Genomic DNA, 17,270 nt, shown 5'->3' with positions numbered 1-17,270 from the left:
GAAGTTGAAATGAAATTCGTCAACGCAAACGGGGCGGCCATCCCGGCACTCGGCTTCGGAGTTTTCCGGATGAGCGATGATGAGGTCGAGCGTGTGGTGCCTGCTGCACTGGAAGCTGGCTTTCGCCACTTCGACACGGCCCAGATCTATCAGAACGAGGCCGCGCTCGGTCGGGCGCTCGAAAAGGCGGGAGCACGTCGCGATGACCTGTTTCTGACAACGAAAGTCTGGGTAGACAACTACGACCCGGAAAAATTCATGGGCTCGGTCGACGAAAGCCTCGAGAGGTTGGGAGTGAATCAAGTCGATCTCCTCCTTCTTCACTGGCCAGCGAACAAGGTTTCGATCGCCGATCAAGTCGAGCAGCTGAATTCCGTCCACGCCTCCGGCAAGAGCCGGTTCATTGGAGTCAGCAACCAGAACGTCGCACAGATGAAGGAGTCGATCGCGAAGAGTACGGCGCCGATCGTCACCAACCAGATTGAAGTCCATCCCTACCTCGACCAGACGACGGCTGCCAATGCTGCGCAGGCCGCAGGCGTTGCTATCACCGCTTATTTCGGGATGGCTGATGGCGCGGTCGTCCACGACCCGGCACTGATTGCCATCGGCGAAAAGTATGGGAAAAGCGCCGCCCAGGTCACGCTCCGTTGGCTGATCCAACGCGGATTTGTAGCACTTTCGAAAACGGCGAAGACTGAACGTGTCGCCGAAAACTTCGCGATCTTCGATTTCGAGCTGAGCGGTGACGACATGGTGGCAATTGGCAAGCGTGCCCGCCCTGACGGTCGTCTGGTCAGCCCTCCTGGCCTTGCTCCTGTCTGGGATAGATAAGGTAGCGAACATGACGCAGAACTTCAGAGCAAAGGATTTTGCGACCAACAGGAGCGGCTTTAACTGGCCGCTCCTGGCACTTGCAATCGGCGCCTTCGGCATTGGCACCACAGAGTTTACGCCGATGGGCCTATTGCCGGTAATCGCGCAAGGTGTGGACGTATCCATTCCCACGGCCGGCCAGTTGGTCAGCGCCTATGCGATTGGTGTCATGGTGGGTGCTCCCTTCATGACGCTGGCATTTAGCCGTTTCGGCAAGCGGACCGCGCTCATTCTATTGATGGTGATCTTTACCGTCGGCAACCTGCTCTCCGCGCTGGCGCCCGGCTACACAACGCTCTTGCTGGCGCGGTTGGTGACAAGCCTCAACCACGGTGCTTTCTTTGGCCTCGGCTCGATTGTCGCAGCCAGTGTCGTGCCCAAGGAAAAGCAGGCAAGTGCGGTTGCAACCATGTTCATGGGACTGACGATCGCCAACATCGGCGGGGTTCCAGCAGCAACCTGGGTCGGGCAACAGATTGGTTGGCGAACGGCATTCGCAGGTACGGCGGTCCTAGGACTTGCCGCAATCACGGCACTTTGGTTCTCGCTGCCGAGAGGCGAGGCAGGCAAGGTGCCCAACATTACCGAGGAGTTGAAGGTCTTGACGCGTCCTGTTGTCCTGCTCGCCATGGCAACAACTGTCATGGGCGCCGGTGCCATGTTCACCCTCTACACCTATGTGGCCCCGATCCTTGCTGAACTGACCGGTGCTTCGAACCGCTTCGTGACCCTCGCACTTGTTCTGATCGGTGTAGGCTTCACCATTGGAAACGGACTGGGTGGGCGCCTTGCCGACTGGTCGCTCGATGGGGCCACGCGGCTCTTCCTTGCCGTACTGGCCGTCATCATGTTTGCAATGCCGTTCCTCCTCAGCAGCCACGCGGGCGCAGCGATCGGTCTTCTCATTTGGGGTGCCGCGACCTTTGCCATTGTACCGCCGGTGCAGATGCGCGTCATGCAAACGGCTGCGGAGGCGCCTGGACTGGCCTCATCGATCAATGTCGGCGCCTTCAATCTTGGGAACGCCGTCGGAGCGGCCGTGGGCGGTGGTGTACTCAGCCTCGGACTAGGCTATCAGGCTATCCCAATTGCTGGCGGCCTGCTGGCGGCAGCCGGCCTGCTCCTCGTGATGGCAGCCCCAGGGAGCAACAGGGCGACGACAGCGGTCACTCGCCATTGACTTGCCGCTGACTGCTTGGCCGAACCAGACGGCTGACGCAGCGGTTTCGGCCGACATTGGCCCACACATAGTGAGCCTTAAATCCCTGCCTCGTTGGTGAAACAGTCCTGCTATTCAACTTGAGCGGATCGATATAAAGATCGGAAATTCCAAGCCCGAGGCTACGCAAAGCCCGTTGCTAGAAGCCGCGCTTCCGAGAAGGCAGCTGGGCAAGCTCAGCACCCTACAAACGCTCCGAGCTGGAGAATTGGCTACGCGCAACACTTCGACCCGTTGGCAGCTGGACCGCAGCATGACGATGTTGCCTGCTTCTCCGCCAGCCAGCGGTCGCGCGGCTTACAGCTTGCCGGTCGGGCGGTAAGGCACACCTCGAAGGAGCCGGCTATGAGCCGCGGCGCGGACGCGCAATAGAGGGACATCGGCCGCTCTCCGTCACTGACCTCGAATGTGAGCTTCGCCGATGGCTCTAGCCGCACGTGGTCGGAAACCTTGCTTATGATTGCCAAAAACTTGCCGGCCGGCATGTGCGTGCGGCCGTCTTCGTCGATATCCCAGAGCTGGACGAAGATCTCCGCCCAGGCTTCGGGATTGGCACCACAGTCAAGCGCCGAGAACTGCCCGGCCTTGACCTCGGTTACGTGATAGCCCGGCCGCACGGAATTGCCGTCGTAACTGAACACCAGCGGCGCATCCGGCACCGCCGCGAGGGCGTCCAGGAGAACGCCGAGAGTGATGTCGCTCGAAAGTGGCTTGTCGATCACGTTCATGTGCGCTATCCATTCATCCAATGATTCTAGGATTATTGAAATATGGATGAAGGTCAAGCCCTCTCGTCATTCGGCGCACTCTCCCAACAGACGCGCCTTGCCATCGTTCGGGCACTTGTTGTCGCTGGCCCGGACGGACTGGCTGCAGGTGCGATCGCCGAACGCATGGGCGTCTCTGCGACGAATGTCTCCTTCCATCTAAAGGAGCTGGAGCGATCCGGGCTAATCTCGCAAAGGCGAGTATCGCGGTCGATCTTTTATAGTGCCAACTATGCGAGCCTGGCCGATCTCGTCAAATTCCTGATGGAGGACTGCTGTGCCGGGCATCCGGCGATCAGGGAAAATGTCGAGCGTAGAGACGGATGTTGCAGTGCCACCGACAAGAGTGACGTCGTTGCATAGTTCCAAAATCCCCGCAATCATCGTCTCGGCCCTCGGTCTGACGCAGATCATTGGCTATGGCACCCTCTATTACAGCTTCAGCATTCTGGCGCCCGGAATGGCTGAAGACCTTGGACTTTCGTTGGCCGAGGTGTTTGGGGTGTTCTCTATGTCCCTGTTCATCGGCGGCCTATCTGCCACCTACATCGGCAAGCAAATGGACCGGATTGGCGCAGCGACGATCATGACGATCGGCTCGATGCTTGCGGCGCTGACGCTTGTGCTTTGCGCCTGGTCGCCCTCGGTCGCAGTCTTTGCCATCGCCATCATCATGCTGGAAGTGTCTTCAGGAATGGTGCAATATCAGGCGGCATTCGCTGCACTGGTCGAGAGCGATCCTCTCACCGCTTCCCGTAGCATCACGTACTTGACGCTGATCGGTGGCTTTGCCTCGACGATCTTCTGGCCAATCTCGGCAGCTCTCACGGAATATCTCTCCTGGCGCGAAATCTATCTCGTCTTTGCGGCTCTAAACCTCTTCTTCTGTATGCCGCTCCACTTCTGGATCAGAAAGTTCGGGCACAAAGCCGGCGAAGGGACGAACCGTACGCGGGAGGCGGTGGTCGGGACGATCCCGCCTCATGCACGGCGCCGTGCGATGCTCATAGTTTCGTTTGCCTTCGCGCTCCTCGGCTTCACGCTCGCCGCCATCCTTGCACATATGGTGCCGATGCTCGGTTCAATCGGGCTAGGTGCCGCCGCAGTCGTCATCGGCTCCCTGTTCGGTCCTGCTCAGGTTCTCAGCCGTCTGATCAACATGGTCTTCGGGAAAAACCTGTCGCCGCCGGCACTCGCCGTTCTGGCCGCCGTGCTGATCGTGTTCGGTGTCCTGATCCTCCTGGTGACTGGCAACTGGTTGCCGGGTGCGATTGCGTTCGCCATCTGCGTGGGTCTTGGCTCCGGCATCAACAGCATCGCGCAGGGAAGCCTGCCCCTCTATCTGTTCGGATCTGACGGATACGGTGCGATCCTCGGCAAGATGGCTGCTGCTCGACTGGCAGTTGGTGCAGGAGCACCGTTCGTATTTGCAGCGGCAATGGAGAATATCGGCTTGAGCTTCGCACTGGCCGCACTCACCTGTCTCGGCGCGATCAGCATTGCGGCGTTTGTCGCGGTGGCGACATCTGCAAGAGCACGGGCTACCGGTGCCCTTGCAAAAAACGCCTGAGTTTTGTTCGGATAAGCGCGCCTAAACCTGACAGGGCGATCAAATGACCGAGACGACTAACGACACGGCGCAAAGAAAGCTCGTTCCGGCCTTCGCCGGCGGTGGGATCATCGGGGCGTTGGGTGGCCTGGTCGGACTTGGCGGGGCCGAATTCCGTCTTCCTCTACTCATCGGCATCTTCAACTTCGCAGCACTTGAGGCCGTCATTCTCAACAAGGCGATGAGCCTGGTGGTAGTCGCATCAGCCCTGCCGTTCCGTGCGGCGACCGTACCATTCAGTGAGATCGGCTCGCATTGGCAGGTTGTCGTCAACTTGTTGGCCGGAAGCCTTGCTGGCGCTTGGTTCGGCGCCGGGTGGGCGACCCGTCTGAAGTCCGAGACATTGTATAAGGTCATCTCGGCGCTTCTCGTGGCTATCGCGCTCGTTCTGATCCTCGGCCACGATGCCGCAGTGGGACAGCCGCTTCTGTCGGGCGGTGCACAGATCGCAGCAGGTATCGTCGCGGGGTTTGTGATCGGTATCGTCGCCTCACTGCTCGGCGTGGCAGGCGGTGAACTTTTGATCCCGATGCTCGTGCTCCTCTTCGGTGCAGACATCAAGCTTGCAGGATCTCTCTCACTTGCCGTCAGCCTGCCGACGATGCTGGTCGGGTTCACCCGATACAGCCGTGATCAGAGCTTCTCGGTCCTCGGCTGCAACAAATCTTTCCTGTTGGTCATGGCCGCAGGTTCGGTTGTCGGCACGTTCATCGGGGGACAATTGCTTGGGATCGTTCCGAGCGCGGTGCTGTTGCCTGCGCTCGCGGTGATCCTGCTTCTGTCAGCGATCAAAGTTTGGCGGCATAAATAGCCGTCAGATCGACTTCAGCGCGACGCGCTTCTCCAGCTCGGCTGCCTCTTCCTTCCGCTCGCTGTAGCGGTCGGTCAGATAGCACGAGGCATCGCGCGTAAGAATGGTGAACTTCACCAACTCTTCGCAGACGTCGACGACGCGGTCATAATAGGGGGAAGGCTTCATCCGGCCTTGGGCGTCGAATTCCTGAAACGCCTTCGCCACGCTGCTCTGGTTGGGGATGGTGATCATCCGCATCCAGCGGCCGAGAATGCGCATTTGGTTCACCGCGTTGAAGGACTGGCTGCCACCGGAAACTTCCATCACAGCCAGCGTCTTGCCCTGTGTCGGGCGGACGGAGCCGAGCGACAGCGGGATCCAGTCGATCTGCGACTTCATGATGCCGGTCATGGCGCCGTGGCGCTCCGGGCTGATCCAGACCTGGCCTTCCGACCATTGGGAGAGCTCACGGAGCTCCTGCACCTTGGGATGACTGACCGGCGCTTCGTCCGGAAGCGGCAATCCCGTCGGATCGAATATCCGCACCTCACATCCAAGCCGTTCGAGCAGGCGGCAGACTTCGAAGGCAAGAAGCCGGCTATACGAAACCTCGCGTAGTGATCCGTACAGGATCAGGATGCGTGGCTTGTGGCTTGAAAATTCAGGCCGGAGGGATTCGAGATCCGTTGAATGGAGGTGCTCGGCGTGCAGCGCGGGAAGTTTATCAGACAATTCGCTTTCCTTCCTCGTCGAGAACCTCTTCGCCATCTTCCTTGGTGAATGGCCCTTTGAAGGCATCAGCAGGAAGGATGTCCAGAACGACCTCGCAGGGGCGCGACAACCGCGTCCCCATCGTGGTGATAACAAACGGCCTGTTGATCAGTATCGGTGTAGCGAGCATCGCATCCAGCAACTGGTCGTCGGTTAGCTCGGGATTGTCGAGGCCAAGTTCGGCGTAAGGCGTGCCCTTCTCGCGGATCGCTTCGCGAACTCTCAGACCGGCGTCCGTGATCATTTTCAAGGGATGTTCCCGCGACGGGGTATTTTGCAGGTATTCGATGACAGCGGGTTCGATCCTAGCCGCGCGGATGAGTGCCAGCGTGTTGCGAGACGTCCCACAGGCTGGATTGTGGTAGATAGTGGCGTCCATGGTCAGGCCCTTTCGGTGATCGTGTTGCGGGAGACGGCGGGCGATGCCTCGTACCAGCCCTTCGAGCGGTTCACGATCCAGACGACAGACAGCATCACCGGCACCTCGATCAGCACACCGACGACCGTCGCCAGCGCGGCACCTGATTGAAATCCGAAGAGACTGATGGCGGCCGCAACCGCGAGCTCGAAGAAGTTGCTTGCACCGATGAGTGCGGACGGCCCGGCGACGCAATGTCGCTCGCCCGCCATGCGGTTCAGAACATAGGCTAGCCCGGAGTTCAGATAAACCTGGATAAGGATTGGCACAGCCAGCAAGGCGATGATGGTCGGCTGCGCAATAATCTGCTCGCCCTGGAATGCGAACAACAGGACAAGGGTTGCGAGGAGGGCGACAAGCGACATCGGCTGAAGCTTGGCAAGCAGGCTATTGAGTGCGCCGGTAGTTCCATCGCCCGTCAGCCGGCCGCGCAGCATCTGGGCGATGATCACAGGCACGACGATATAGAGCGCGACCGACAGGGCAAGAGTCGCCCACGGCACGGTGATGGCTGAGAGACCAAGCAGCAAGCCGACGATCGGGGCGAAGGCGACGACCATGATCGCGTCGTTCAGCGCGACCTGAGAGAGGGTAAACAGCGGCTCGCCGCGCGTCAGGTTGCTCCAGACAAAGACCATTGCCGTGCAGGGTGCCGCAGCAAGAATGATGAGGCCCGCGATATAGGAGTCAATCTGGTCTGCCGGTAGATAGGGCCGGAAGAGCCAGCCGACGAACACCCATCCCAGGATTGCCATGGAAAACGGCTTGATGGCCCAGTTAATGACCAACGTGACGCCAATCCCTCGCCAGTACGATCCGACCTGCGCGAGCGATCGAAAGTCGATCTTCAGCAGCATCGGGATGATCATCAGCCAGATCAGAATCGCCACCGGAATGTTGACCTTGGCAATCTCGGCGGCACCAATGACATGGAACAAACCGGGCATCATATGTCCGAGGGCTATGCCAACAACGATGCAGAGAAAGACCCAAACGGTCAGGTATCGTTCGAACGTCGACATCCTACTTGGCCTTCGCGGATTTGACCGACGCGCCTTCGAGTGAACCGATCTGGCGAACGTGCTGTTCGATGGCCATGCGTTCGAAAGAGGCTATGGGCAGGTTGATGAAGGCGGTGATGCGGTTCTTCAGGAAACGCGCTGCCTGTGCAAAGGCGCGCTGTATCTCGACTTCCGTCCCGACAACCGCGGCCGGATCCTCGACGCCCCAGTGAGCCGTCATCGGATGGCCAATCCAAACGGGGCACGCTTCTCCCGCAGCGCTGTCGCAAACGGTGAAGATGAAATCCATTTCGGGCGCGCCTGGCTCGACGAAAGCATCCCAACTCTTCGATGAAAATCCCATCGACGGATAGCCGAGCGCCTCCAGTTCCTTCAGCGCGTGCGGATTCACCTCGCCCTTCGGCTGGCTGCCGGCGGAGAACGCCTTGAAGCGCCCGCCTCCCTCCTTGTTGAGAATGGATTCGGCGAGGATAGAGCGAGCCGAATTGCCCGTGCACAGGAAGAGCACGTTGTAGATCTTGTCAGTCATGGTAGTGGTCCGTGTTAGGTCAGAGATCTGTTGAGCTTCATGACGGTCGCCGACGATGGGCAGATGGAAGAAAGCTGGCGGGTTGCGAGCACCGCAGCCGGTACGTTGGCGCGGGCCACCACTGAGAAACCGATGGTCGAAAAGAACGGCGCTGCGGTCGTTGTAACGAGATAGACATCGCCGTTGCCATCAAGACCCCGCAGCGTCCCATCAACGATCATTCGGCCTAGTCCGTGACCGCGATACGCCGGAAGGACCACAACGGACCGCAAAAGAATGTCTCCGGCGCAGCGCTCGATACCGCAATACCCGACGGCCCGCCCGTCGTCCGAAACGGCCTTGAAAAACGTGCGCCCTTCGTCGTTGACGTCATCTGTGGGCAGGCCCGCAGCATCGAGCGCCACACGGAGTTCCATGTCGTTCCCGTGCGTCTCGAGCAACTCGATCCTTCTCAACATAACGTCGCTCCCGGAGCGCAGCAGGGCGTGAGTTCCGCGATGAGCGGCTCGCAAAGTTCTGTCGAACCGCCACAACAGTCCTTGAGCAGAAAGAGTGTCAGGTCGCGAAGGCCGTCGAGGTCAGCCCGGTAGATGATCGATCGGCTTTGGCGCTCGCTCTTCACCAAGCCGGCGCGTGAGAGTGTCGCAAGGTGCGCCGACATGGTATTCTGGGGAACATCGAGCAGTCGCGCAAGCTCGCCCGCCGGAATCCCGTCCGGTTCGTGCCTCACGAGCAAACGAAAGGTCTCAAGCCGAGTGTTCTGTGCCAGGGCCGCAAGGGCTGCTATCGCTGTGTTATTTTCCATATATCCAGAATAATGGATATGTTGCGGGTGTCAAGCGTGGTGTGCTACCGGCTGGCATGATGAGACCCCGGACTGATCTGCCACCTCCTCACGGATCTGAACGTGCCGACCGGTTCTTGAGGATTGGCGATTGGATCGCTCAATGTCGCCGGCGAGATCCTTCGCTAGTGAAAGTTCCTGCTCTTCAACTTGAGCGTATCAATATGAAGGTCAGGAACGAACATATCTCGAGGCTTCGCCACTGCCCTCTCGCGAGAATCCATAGCTCCCGGCGAACCATGCGCAAATTCATCACCGCGGCCGGTCGGCAACCTGAATTCCGTGTCACGGTCAGCGAGGCTCGACAGATCTTCAGAAAGATCGAAAACCTGTTGTGCTACGAGATGCACGACATCCCCTTCCCGCTGAATGCGCCCGTTGATTGCCATCATGGACGCCCCGAGAACGACGCGCCGAGAGCGCTCAAACAGGCTTGGCCAAACCACGATGTTTGCCGGGCCTGTTTCGTCTTCGATCGTCATGAACAGGACGCCCTTGGCCGATCCGGGCTTTTGCCGGACCAGCACGAGTCCCGCCGTCATCAGCCAACGGCCATCGCGAGCATTCATCGCCTCGTGGCAGCTTACGATCCGCCGCTCGCACAAGTCCTTCCTCAGGAACGAAATCGGATGATCCCTCAAGGTCAGCCCGACATGGCTGTAGTCCTGGACGACGTTGTGTCCATCTGTCATCTGCCGAAGCGATACCTCAGGCTCCTGTTGTTCTGCGATCGCTCGTGCCTCGCGATTAGAAGCTGCAGCAAATAGCGGCAATGGCTCGTCGCGAAGCGCCTTTATCGCCCATATGGCATCCCGGCGCTGATGCCCAAGAGCCGGCAGGAATGCATCGGCCTGGGAGAGCTGCACCAACGCTTCCGTGGGTACGTCCGATCGTCGCCAGACATCATCAACGGATTCAAACGGCGCATTCATCCTTGCAGTGACGATCCTTGCGGCATCGGCTACGGCCAAGCCCCTCACCAACCGCATGCCGAGGCGCACGGCGTGACGGTCCGTCGTTCCAATTCGCTCAAGCGTGCAGTCCCACCGAGACTGATTAATGCAAACGGGCCGGACCTCGACGCCGTGTGCGCGAGCGTCGCCCACAATCTGGGCCGGAGCATAAAAGCCCATTGGTTGAGAGTTCAGGAGCGCAGCACAGAAGGCATCGGGGAAATGGCACTTCACGAAATTGCTGGCGTAGGCGATCAGGGCGAAAGAGGCGGCGTGGGATTCCGGGAAGCCATACGAACCAAAGCCCTCAAGCTGGCTGAAGGTCTTCTCAGCAAACTCGGCCGAGTACCCGTTCTTGATCATCCCGGAGACCAGCTTGTCCTTGAAGCGGCTGACCCCGCCTGTGAATTTAAAGGTCGCCATCGACTTTCGAAGCTGGTCGGCCTCGCCGCCGGTAAAGCCGGCGCAGACCATCGCAACCTTCATCGCGCTCTCCTGAAAGAGCGGAACACCCAAAGTTTTTCCAAGGACAGCCTCGAGCTCGGGCGTCGGGTACACGACAGCCTCCTTCCCTTCGCGCCGTCTGAGGTAGGGATGGACCATGTCGCCCTGGATTGGACCGGGTCGAACAATCGCAACCTGGATTACCAGGTCATAGAAGGTCCTCGGCTTCATGCGCGGCAGCATCGCCATCTGTGCGCGGGACTCAATCTGGAAGGTGCCAAGCGTGTCCGCCTTGCGGATCATCGCATAGGTGGCGGGGTCTTCCTGCGGAATGCCCGCAAGGTCCAGGTGCTCGTCCTTATGCTCGCGGATGAGATCGAAGGCTTTCGACATGCAGGTCAGCATGCCGAGTGCCAGAACGTCGACCTTCATGAATTTGAGCGCCTCTATGTCGTCCTTGTCCCACTCGATGACCTGGCGGTCGGCCATCGACGCGGGTTCGATAGGAACGAGGTCGTCGAGCCTGTCGTGGGTGAGAACGAAACCTCCTGGATGTTGGCCGAGATGGCGTGGCGCCCCCATCAATTGCTGCGCAAGCTTGAGCGTTAGCGCAAGCCGTCGGTCTTCCGGGTTGAGGCCTTGCTCGCGAACCTTGCGATCGCTGACCAGTTCCTCGGACCACGACCACATGCCCGATGACAGGGCCTTGATGATATCTTCGGGAAGCCCGAGCGCCTTGCCGACGTCACGGATCGCGCCTTTTGCCCGATACCGCGTGACGGTCGCGCAGAGGGCTGCCTTGTCGTGACCATAGGTCTTGTAGATCCACTGAATGACCTCCTCCCGGCGCTCGTGCTCGAAATCGACGTCGATATCAGGCGGCTCATCGCGCTCCTGGGAAATGAAGCGTTCGAAGAGCAGGTCATTGGTGTCAGGGTCGATCGAGGTGATGCCAAGGATGTAGCAGACCGCCGAATTGGCCGCCGATCCCCTGCCCTGGCAGAGAATGCCTTGCGACCGCGCGAAGCGGACGATGCTGAACACAGTCAGGAAATATGGAGCGTATTTCATCGACCGGATGAGGTCGAGTTCGTGCTTGACGACCTTAAGCACCTTTCGCGGCAGACCTTCGGGATAGCGGATCGGGATGCATTCGCGGACATAGTGTTCGAGCGACTGCTGGGCATCCATGCCTGTGACAATCGCTTCCTCCGGATACTGATAGGTCAGCTCCTCAAGGCTGAAACGACAACGGGCAACGATCTCCATCGTGCGGGCGAGGGCTTCGGGGTAGCGCGGAAAGAGGCGCTCCATCTCTTCGGGTGGTTTCAGATAGCGGTCGGCATGCCGCTCGCGCTCGAAGCCAACGTCATCGATTGTCGTGTTGTTGCGGATACAGGTGACGATGTCCTGGAGCTGTCGCCGCCCGGGCTCGTGAAAAAGGACGTCGTTGGTGACGACCGTGCGAACCTTGTAGCGTGCAGCAATCTGCGAAATCGCGTGAAGCCGCAACTGGTCATTCGGACGCCGCCTCAGGCAGAGTGAGACGTAGGCCCTATCCTGGAAGAGATCGGCCATCTTCCTCATCTGGATCGCGCAGGTCTCGTCTGGAAGGTCCGGCACGAAAATACCGATCAGCCCATCCGCATAGAGTGCAACGTCTTCGATCGTCAGGATACACTTTGCCTTGCCACCCCTACTCTTCCCAAGTGTCAGCAGGCGTGTCAGTCGCGAGTATGCCGCGCGATCTGTGGGATAGACGAGAATTGACATGCCGTCTTGCAGATCCAGCCGGCAACCGACAACAAGGCGGATGCCGGTAGAACGAGAGGCTTCGAGCGCCCGAACGATACCTGCAAGGCTGTTGCGGTCGACGACGCCGATCGCTCCTATGCCGAGTTCCTTGGCTGCTACAAACAGCTCATCTGCCGAAGACGCCCCTCTAAGAAAGCTGAAATGTGTGGTGACCTGAAGCTCGGCGTATTTCATGCAAATATCCCGTGCATGTACCAGCGATGTGATCCCGTCTCCGGATCGACCCCATCGCCGGAGCGAAAAACCCAAAGCCGCTGACCGCTCTCATCTTCGACGACGAAGTAGTCGCGGACCGCCTCAAGCTCGCTGTCTCGCTTCCACCATTCGCCGAATACCCGCTCCGGCCCGTCCGCCCGCACGATCTTGCGGCGTCTGCCCCGCCATGTGATGCTGACTGGCGGTCTGTCGGGAAGAAGTGCGATGGCTTCGATCGGGTCGGGCCGATGCAGAAGTCTGACGGGACGCGGCCAATGGTAGACCCAGGTCTCGTTGGTTTCCTCGGCCGCTGCGCCGACCCTTTGCACACTTCGTTCGGGAACGTCGGACGCGATCGGCGCGAGCCGGTAGACGCGCTGCCCACGGTTGCCAAAAATGTCGATCAAGGGTGTGATGTCGGTCGTATCCTCCTCCACCAGAGATGACGACCGCTGTTCCTCTTTAAGAGGCTCCGTCATGATCGCGACCAGCGAAAGTTTCTCGATCCCAAAACCAGGCTCGATCTTTTCGGTCCGGTCGCGGAAGAGCTTTGTCAGCCATGCAGCGTCGCGGGCGGGCTTGGCTGTGCCGGCGCGGATAGCCTGCCTTGTCCCATCAACCTTCTCGACGATCAGATCGACCCGTCGGACACCGAGCCCTTTGCGCTGTAGTTCGGTGATGAGGCTTACGATAAGCCGACCAACATATTTGTTGATCGTCTCCGCAGCACCGATCGGCTCGGCAAACGAGCGCGAGACCTCGATCAATTCAGGCCCCCTGACGGGATCAATCGGTTCGGCGAGACGGCCATACATCTGATCGAGACGGCGGCCGATTTCAGGGCCAAATCGCAGAGTAAGCGGGGCACGTGGCGTTGCGGAGAGTTCACCGATGGTCCTAAACCCCAGTGTTCGAAGATCAACGACGACCGTGTCTGGAAGCCGCAGCAAATGGATCGGAAGCGCTTCCACGGAACGGGCAGTTTCCTTGAACGGAACAATAAGCGTCTCGCGTCGGCTGGCCCGTACGCAGGCGTGAGATGCACCCCACGTGTCGGCGATTGCCACCCGGACAGAGAGGCCCTTTGTTCGAAACCGGTTGGCGATGCCGGTTAGCATCATATGCTCGCCACCTTGCAGATGGTCGGCACCCTCTGTGTCCATCACGATCCCGTCCTGACCGTCGACAGCAACGATTGGCGAGTATTGCGTGAGCGCCCAGAGCGTAATGCGTTCAAGGGCAGCGGCGTCTTCAACAGCATCGGCATCGACAAGAACAAGTCCTCGAAACAGCGCCTGCGCCTTTGCTGCCGGCATGCCAACATGGACGCCGGCCTTCCGTGCGGCGGTGTCGACGGCGGATACCCAACGCTTCGAACCGCTGCGGGCAATGACGGCGATTGCCTGTTCAGCGGGAATGGACGGATCGGCGCGCCTGATCCGGTCGGTCGGCAAATTCGGTAGAAAGATTGATACGACCCGCGGCATCACACGCTCCAACTGTAAACTCTGCGCACTCGCCCGCTTTCACTCTCATCAACTCGAGAAACCACCGCGCACGGCCAACCCCTGGAACCGGAAGCTCTTGCGAGGGCATCACACTCACCCTCCAACGGGTCGTCGACGCCGTCGGCTGGCCGAAATCGCTCGCCTCGGTCTGCCGCCGCCATCGTCGAACGACGAGGCCAATCGTTCCTGATTTTTCGGCGGCCAATTGCAGCCGTCGCGAAGCGGTCATCGGGAGGCGGACAAGTTCGGCGACGACGGCCCCGAGCCCGCCGAACGAAAGCGCCTCTTCCATGGAAGCAAGGACGTCCTCTTCCCTGTCAGCCTCGACGAAGATGACCCGGTTTGGATGGAGGCCCGCCTGTGCCAACGCAGGAAAAAACAGGTCTGGCCGTGTCAGGCACCATATGACCTTCCCCTTTGTTCGCGCAGCAATCCCAGCTGCAAACAATGCTGCGGCCGCACCATCGACGGTCCCTGCCCCGCCACCGGCAAACTCGTGGATGGCTCCGAAGGACAATCCTCCGCCAGGCAGGTGGTTATCGATCTCGCGGACGCCAAATGGTAGTGTCTGGGCTCGCCGCGCTTTGTTGCCTTCAAGATGCGAGATGCGTTCTCGAAGCTCGGTGATCACAAGGTTTGCGCCCGCGTGCGCCATCTGTAGCCTTCGCCAAAATGAGGGTTCCATCTCGTCTAAAAGCGAGTATGTTCTACGTTTGTTCCTTTCTGTAATTCGAGTCAACGGACGCATTTCGGGTGGATTTTGATCCCACAGCCCATCCACAGCGACACCAGCGAGCGATCCTTGAGGGAATTCAAGGCGGTAACCACAGTCGATCCACAGGGCATATGATATCTTGCCGATAAGAAAAAATTCCTGCCATGATCAGACGCTTCGTCAGTTTCGGGGCGCGGTCATCAGCTTTGAATGCCGCGCCTGCGATCGACGGATAGAACTGGATCGTAAAACAGTGATCAGGCAGTACGGGGCCAGCCTACCCTTCCAGCAACTCAGACGGCGCCTGACTGTGGGCTGCTCAATGATGAACAATGCAGACGGCATCGACCGCTGTAAGGCTTACTTTCCTTGTCTCGCTTCGAGCCCGGATGATTGACCAGCCCAATGAGCCTGCGAGGCCTATCTCAATGTGACCAAAAGTCTGCAGCATTAATGGATGGCGATCGGCGCAACAGAGTCCGCTGTTAAGCGGCGACGTCGCCAATCAACGAGCCAGCCGGAATGTTCCATTCCTTGCTGAGCTTTCGAATCTGCTCGAGATTGATTTCCCGCTTGCCATTCAGAAGATCGGCGGCGCGCGATTTGGAGCCAATAACGGCTACCAGATCCGCGCGAGTGTAATTGTTAGCAGCCATCACCGACTTAACAACCTGGACCGGGCTTGCAGCCGGGATTGGGTAGGCTTTGCCTTCATACTGTTCGATCAGAAGGACAAGCGCATCAAAATGAGCCGCTTCTTCAGAGCCTTCCTCGGGTTCATTCTCGAAGTACGGCCGGACTTCCTTCAACGCGGCGTTATACTCATCTTCACTCTGAAGGGTTCGGAAAGCTTTCAAATCCAACATATCGACTTCCTCTCACATCAGAGTTTTGCCAAGTCAACCGCATCGTACTGGGCATGTGTCCCGACAAACAGAACGAAAATCCGTTTCGTCCGAAACGCGACCAACCCCACAATGCGGTATTTATTGCCACCCACGTCGAAAATCACCTTGTTGCCGGCGACAATGTCGGCCGAATTGAAAGTTTTCTTCAGCTCACTGAAATTGCTCCAGCTTGCCTTTGATGCTGTGGCATACCATTCCGTCATCGCCGCTTCAGCGGTTTCTCTTGGCACTCCTTTCGGCAGACCATTCCAGAAATTGACCAAAGCGGACTTCGCGATAACGTTCACGCTCGCTCCTATATATAGCGCGTTCCCAATCTGGAAACAAGTTCAAATTCCCAATCTGGAAACTAACTTTGGATCGTCCCCAGCGATCAAGATAGCAACCAATGAAACAGGTCCGTCAGTGATTCCAAGAGTCTGTGCGGAAGGCTGGACAGCACTTTTGTGTTAGATCAAAGATTAAAGATAGTTGACGGCGCGCCGTAAGGCAGCCGCTCGAGCCGCCAGGCCTCAGAAAAAGCCGTAAGCGCTCTTCATCGAGATGAACGATCAACCGCACTACCGCCGAGAAATGCATCACCTTGGAGCGTCCAACGGACGTAGAAACGGCGCTACTGGCGCCAACGCTCTAGCAGACCATTTCATTGGTTTAGACCGCGCTCGTGGCTACCACGCCGTCCGCGCAGTTCCTAAAGCGAACGAATTCATGGAAGAGACATGGGCGACGTGAGGCTTTACCGATACCACGCAGTTTCCCGGAAAATTGAGCTTATGCTCCGCCAGGTGTTTTAGCAGTTCCTCGACGTTGCGCTTGTCATTAAGCGGAAATGTGAAAACCATACAGCGCCTCCAGACAGTGGATTTCCTGGGCGATTAACACTCCTAATTTTTCTGCGCCGCAACATGCAATTTTGAATAAAGAAATTAAAATCGATTAGCTTTTTCAGCTCTTTTTTTAAGATCGATTTAAGTGGGCGGCGCCGCTTACAAATTAGCCCAGCAGCCGAACCGGCCGCTGAAAACTCTCTCCATTGGGTGGCTTGAATGTTCCGCCGGGATATTGGACGTTCTGTACCGGAACCAGGGGAGGCCACGACCGCATGTGTAATCTCTACCGGATGGAGGATCGCGACTGGGTCAACAAATGGGCACAGGATGTCGAAAGCTTGATCAACCTCATGCCCGCCTATCAAATCAATCCGGATCAATGGGCACCGGTCATCAGAAACACCTCCGACGGCAAGAGGCAGCTCGCGAACTGCCGATGGGGCCTCCCCTCGCCAATCTACGTGCAGAAGAAAGCGGCCGAATCCCGCGCCGAAAAACGGCGGATGAAGGGCCTTCCCGTCGACATGGACGAACTCCTGCGCATGGAACCGGACGGCGGGGTCACGAACATCCGCAATCTCAGCTTGCCACACTGGAGGCGATGGTTCGGGATCGAACACCGCTGCCTGGTGCCTGTGACAACCTTTGCAGAGCCGGACCCTTCGAGCAAGGAGGAAGGCGGGAAGACACCGAATGCCTGGTTCTCGGCAACCCTCGAAAAACCGTTGATGTTCTTCGCCGGCCTATGGGTGCCCCAGTGGAAAAGTGTCCGCAAAGTCAAGGACGGTTCGACCGTGGACGATCTCTATGCAATTCTGACAACCGAGCCAAATGACATCGTTCGACCGGTGCACGAGAAGGCGATGCCAGTCCTTTTGCAGACGAGTGAAGAGGCCGAAGTATGGATGCGCGCGCCTTGGGAGGAAGCCCGAAAGCTGGCGCGGCCATTACCAAACGACAGCCTCTTGATCACGTCGCGCGAGCCCTACGGTTCGACCATTGTCAGCAAGACCGGCGAGCCGCTTCCCTACCCGATGGTACTCTAGTCGACATC

Annotated in this window: 18 protein-coding genes; 6 read left to right on the top strand and 12 right to left on the bottom strand. The window is 58.7% G+C overall.

Annotated features, from left to right (window positions below):
- Positions 1-9: 9 nt before the first annotated feature.
- Together JNB88_RS18855 and JNB88_RS18850 are read left to right on the top strand one after the other, a co-directional pair.
- Complete coding sequence (locus JNB88_RS18855; RefSeq protein ID WP_220356769.1) at positions 10-834, top strand: aldo/keto reductase; 825 nt, start codon at positions 10-12, stop codon at positions 832-834.
- A 10-nt stretch (positions 835-844) separates the two neighbouring features.
- Positions 845-2,056, top strand: a complete 1,212-nt coding sequence (locus JNB88_RS18850; protein ID WP_220356768.1) for an MFS transporter — start codon at positions 845-847, stop codon at positions 2,054-2,056.
- Between the two features lie 251 nt (positions 2,057-2,307).
- On the opposite strand, the gene JNB88_RS18845 is transcribed toward JNB88_RS18850, so the two are convergent.
- Entirely contained in the window at positions 2,308-2,823 is a 516-nt protein-coding gene (locus JNB88_RS18845) for a DUF6428 family protein (RefSeq protein WP_037134933.1), read from the bottom strand.
- Between the two features lie 42 nt (positions 2,824-2,865).
- Here JNB88_RS18845 and JNB88_RS18840 point away from each other — a divergent pair, with 42 nt between their 5' ends.
- Genes JNB88_RS18840 through JNB88_RS18830 form a run of 3 tightly spaced genes read left to right on the top strand, consistent with a single transcriptional unit; the run spans position 2,866 to position 5,282 of the window.
- A complete protein-coding gene (locus JNB88_RS18840) occupies positions 2,866-3,225 on the top strand; it encodes an ArsR/SmtB family transcription factor (protein ID WP_220356767.1) in 360 nt (119 codons plus the stop codon).
- Positions 3,167-4,432: an arsenite efflux MFS transporter ArsK gene (gene arsK / locus JNB88_RS18835; RefSeq protein WP_220356766.1), complete on the top strand. Its 1,266-nt coding sequence runs from the start codon at positions 3,167-3,169 to the stop codon at positions 4,430-4,432. The genes JNB88_RS18840 and arsK overlap by 59 nt, the downstream gene beginning before the upstream one ends.
- 43 nt (positions 4,433-4,475) lie before the next feature.
- A complete protein-coding gene (locus JNB88_RS18830) occupies positions 4,476-5,282 on the top strand; it encodes a sulfite exporter TauE/SafE family protein (protein ID WP_220356765.1) in 807 nt (268 codons plus the stop codon).
- Positions 5,283-5,285: 3 nt separating this feature from the next.
- Here JNB88_RS18830 and arsH read toward each other — a convergent pair whose 3' ends face one another.
- From arsH to JNB88_RS18775, 11 genes are all read right to left on the bottom strand, one after another.
- Entirely contained in the window at positions 5,286-6,032 is a 747-nt protein-coding gene (gene arsH / locus JNB88_RS18825) for an arsenical resistance protein ArsH (protein ID WP_220356764.1), read from the bottom strand.
- Complete coding sequence (gene arsC / locus JNB88_RS18820) at positions 5,989-6,414, bottom strand: arsenate reductase (glutaredoxin) (RefSeq protein WP_220356763.1); 426 nt, start codon at positions 6,412-6,414, stop codon at positions 5,989-5,991. The genes arsH and arsC overlap by 44 nt, the downstream gene beginning before the upstream one ends.
- A gap of 2 nt (positions 6,415-6,416) precedes the next feature.
- On the bottom strand, positions 6,417-7,475 hold the full coding sequence (arsB, locus tag JNB88_RS18815) for an ACR3 family arsenite efflux transporter (RefSeq protein ID WP_220356762.1): 1,059 nt from the start codon (positions 7,473-7,475) through the stop codon (positions 6,417-6,419).
- 1 nt (position 7,476) lies between these two features.
- On the bottom strand, positions 7,477-8,004 hold the full coding sequence (locus JNB88_RS18810) for an arsenate reductase ArsC (RefSeq protein WP_220356761.1): 528 nt from the start codon (positions 8,002-8,004) through the stop codon (positions 7,477-7,479).
- A gap of 14 nt (positions 8,005-8,018) precedes the next feature.
- Positions 8,019-8,462, bottom strand: coding sequence for an arsenic resistance N-acetyltransferase ArsN2 (gene arsN2, locus JNB88_RS18805; RefSeq protein ID WP_220356760.1), 444 nt, complete (start codon positions 8,460-8,462; stop codon positions 8,019-8,021).
- Complete coding sequence (locus tag JNB88_RS18800) at positions 8,456-8,809, bottom strand: ArsR/SmtB family transcription factor (protein ID WP_037134952.1); 354 nt, start codon at positions 8,807-8,809, stop codon at positions 8,456-8,458. The genes arsN2 and JNB88_RS18800 overlap by 7 nt, the downstream gene beginning before the upstream one ends.
- Before the next feature lie 164 nt (positions 8,810-8,973).
- Positions 8,974-12,234, bottom strand: coding sequence for an error-prone DNA polymerase (locus JNB88_RS18795; RefSeq protein WP_220356759.1), 3,261 nt, complete (start codon positions 12,232-12,234; stop codon positions 8,974-8,976).
- The gene (locus JNB88_RS18790) at positions 12,231-13,742 is read right to left on the bottom strand and encodes a Y-family DNA polymerase (protein WP_220356758.1); all 1,512 of its coding nucleotides are present in this window, start codon (positions 13,740-13,742) and stop codon (positions 12,231-12,233) included. The genes JNB88_RS18795 and JNB88_RS18790 overlap by 4 nt, the downstream gene beginning before the upstream one ends.
- A complete protein-coding gene (locus tag JNB88_RS18785) occupies positions 13,663-14,418 on the bottom strand; it encodes an ImuA family protein (RefSeq protein ID WP_220356757.1) in 756 nt (251 codons plus the stop codon). The genes JNB88_RS18790 and JNB88_RS18785 overlap by 80 nt, the downstream gene beginning before the upstream one ends.
- A gap of 545 nt (positions 14,419-14,963) precedes the next feature.
- Positions 14,964-15,344 carry a helix-turn-helix domain-containing protein gene (locus JNB88_RS18780; RefSeq protein WP_220356756.1) on the bottom strand — a complete coding sequence of 127 codons (381 nt, stop codon included), beginning with the start codon at positions 15,342-15,344 and terminating at the stop codon, positions 14,964-14,966.
- A 17-nt stretch (positions 15,345-15,361) separates the two neighbouring features.
- Positions 15,362-15,673, bottom strand: a complete 312-nt coding sequence (locus JNB88_RS18775; protein ID WP_220356755.1) for a type II toxin-antitoxin system HigB family toxin — start codon at positions 15,671-15,673, stop codon at positions 15,362-15,364.
- A gap of 815 nt (positions 15,674-16,488) precedes the next feature.
- Between JNB88_RS18775 and JNB88_RS18770 the strand changes: the two genes are divergently transcribed.
- A complete protein-coding gene (locus tag JNB88_RS18770) occupies positions 16,489-17,262 on the top strand; it encodes an SOS response-associated peptidase (RefSeq protein WP_220356754.1) in 774 nt (257 codons plus the stop codon).
- Positions 17,263-17,270 lie beyond the last annotated feature (8 nt).

The organism is Rhizobium cauense, from assembly GCF_019511525.1.
GTDB lineage: Bacteria > Pseudomonadota > Alphaproteobacteria > Rhizobiales > Rhizobiaceae > Rhizobium > Rhizobium cauense.
This window is presented reverse-complemented; position numbering and strand designations above follow the sequence as displayed.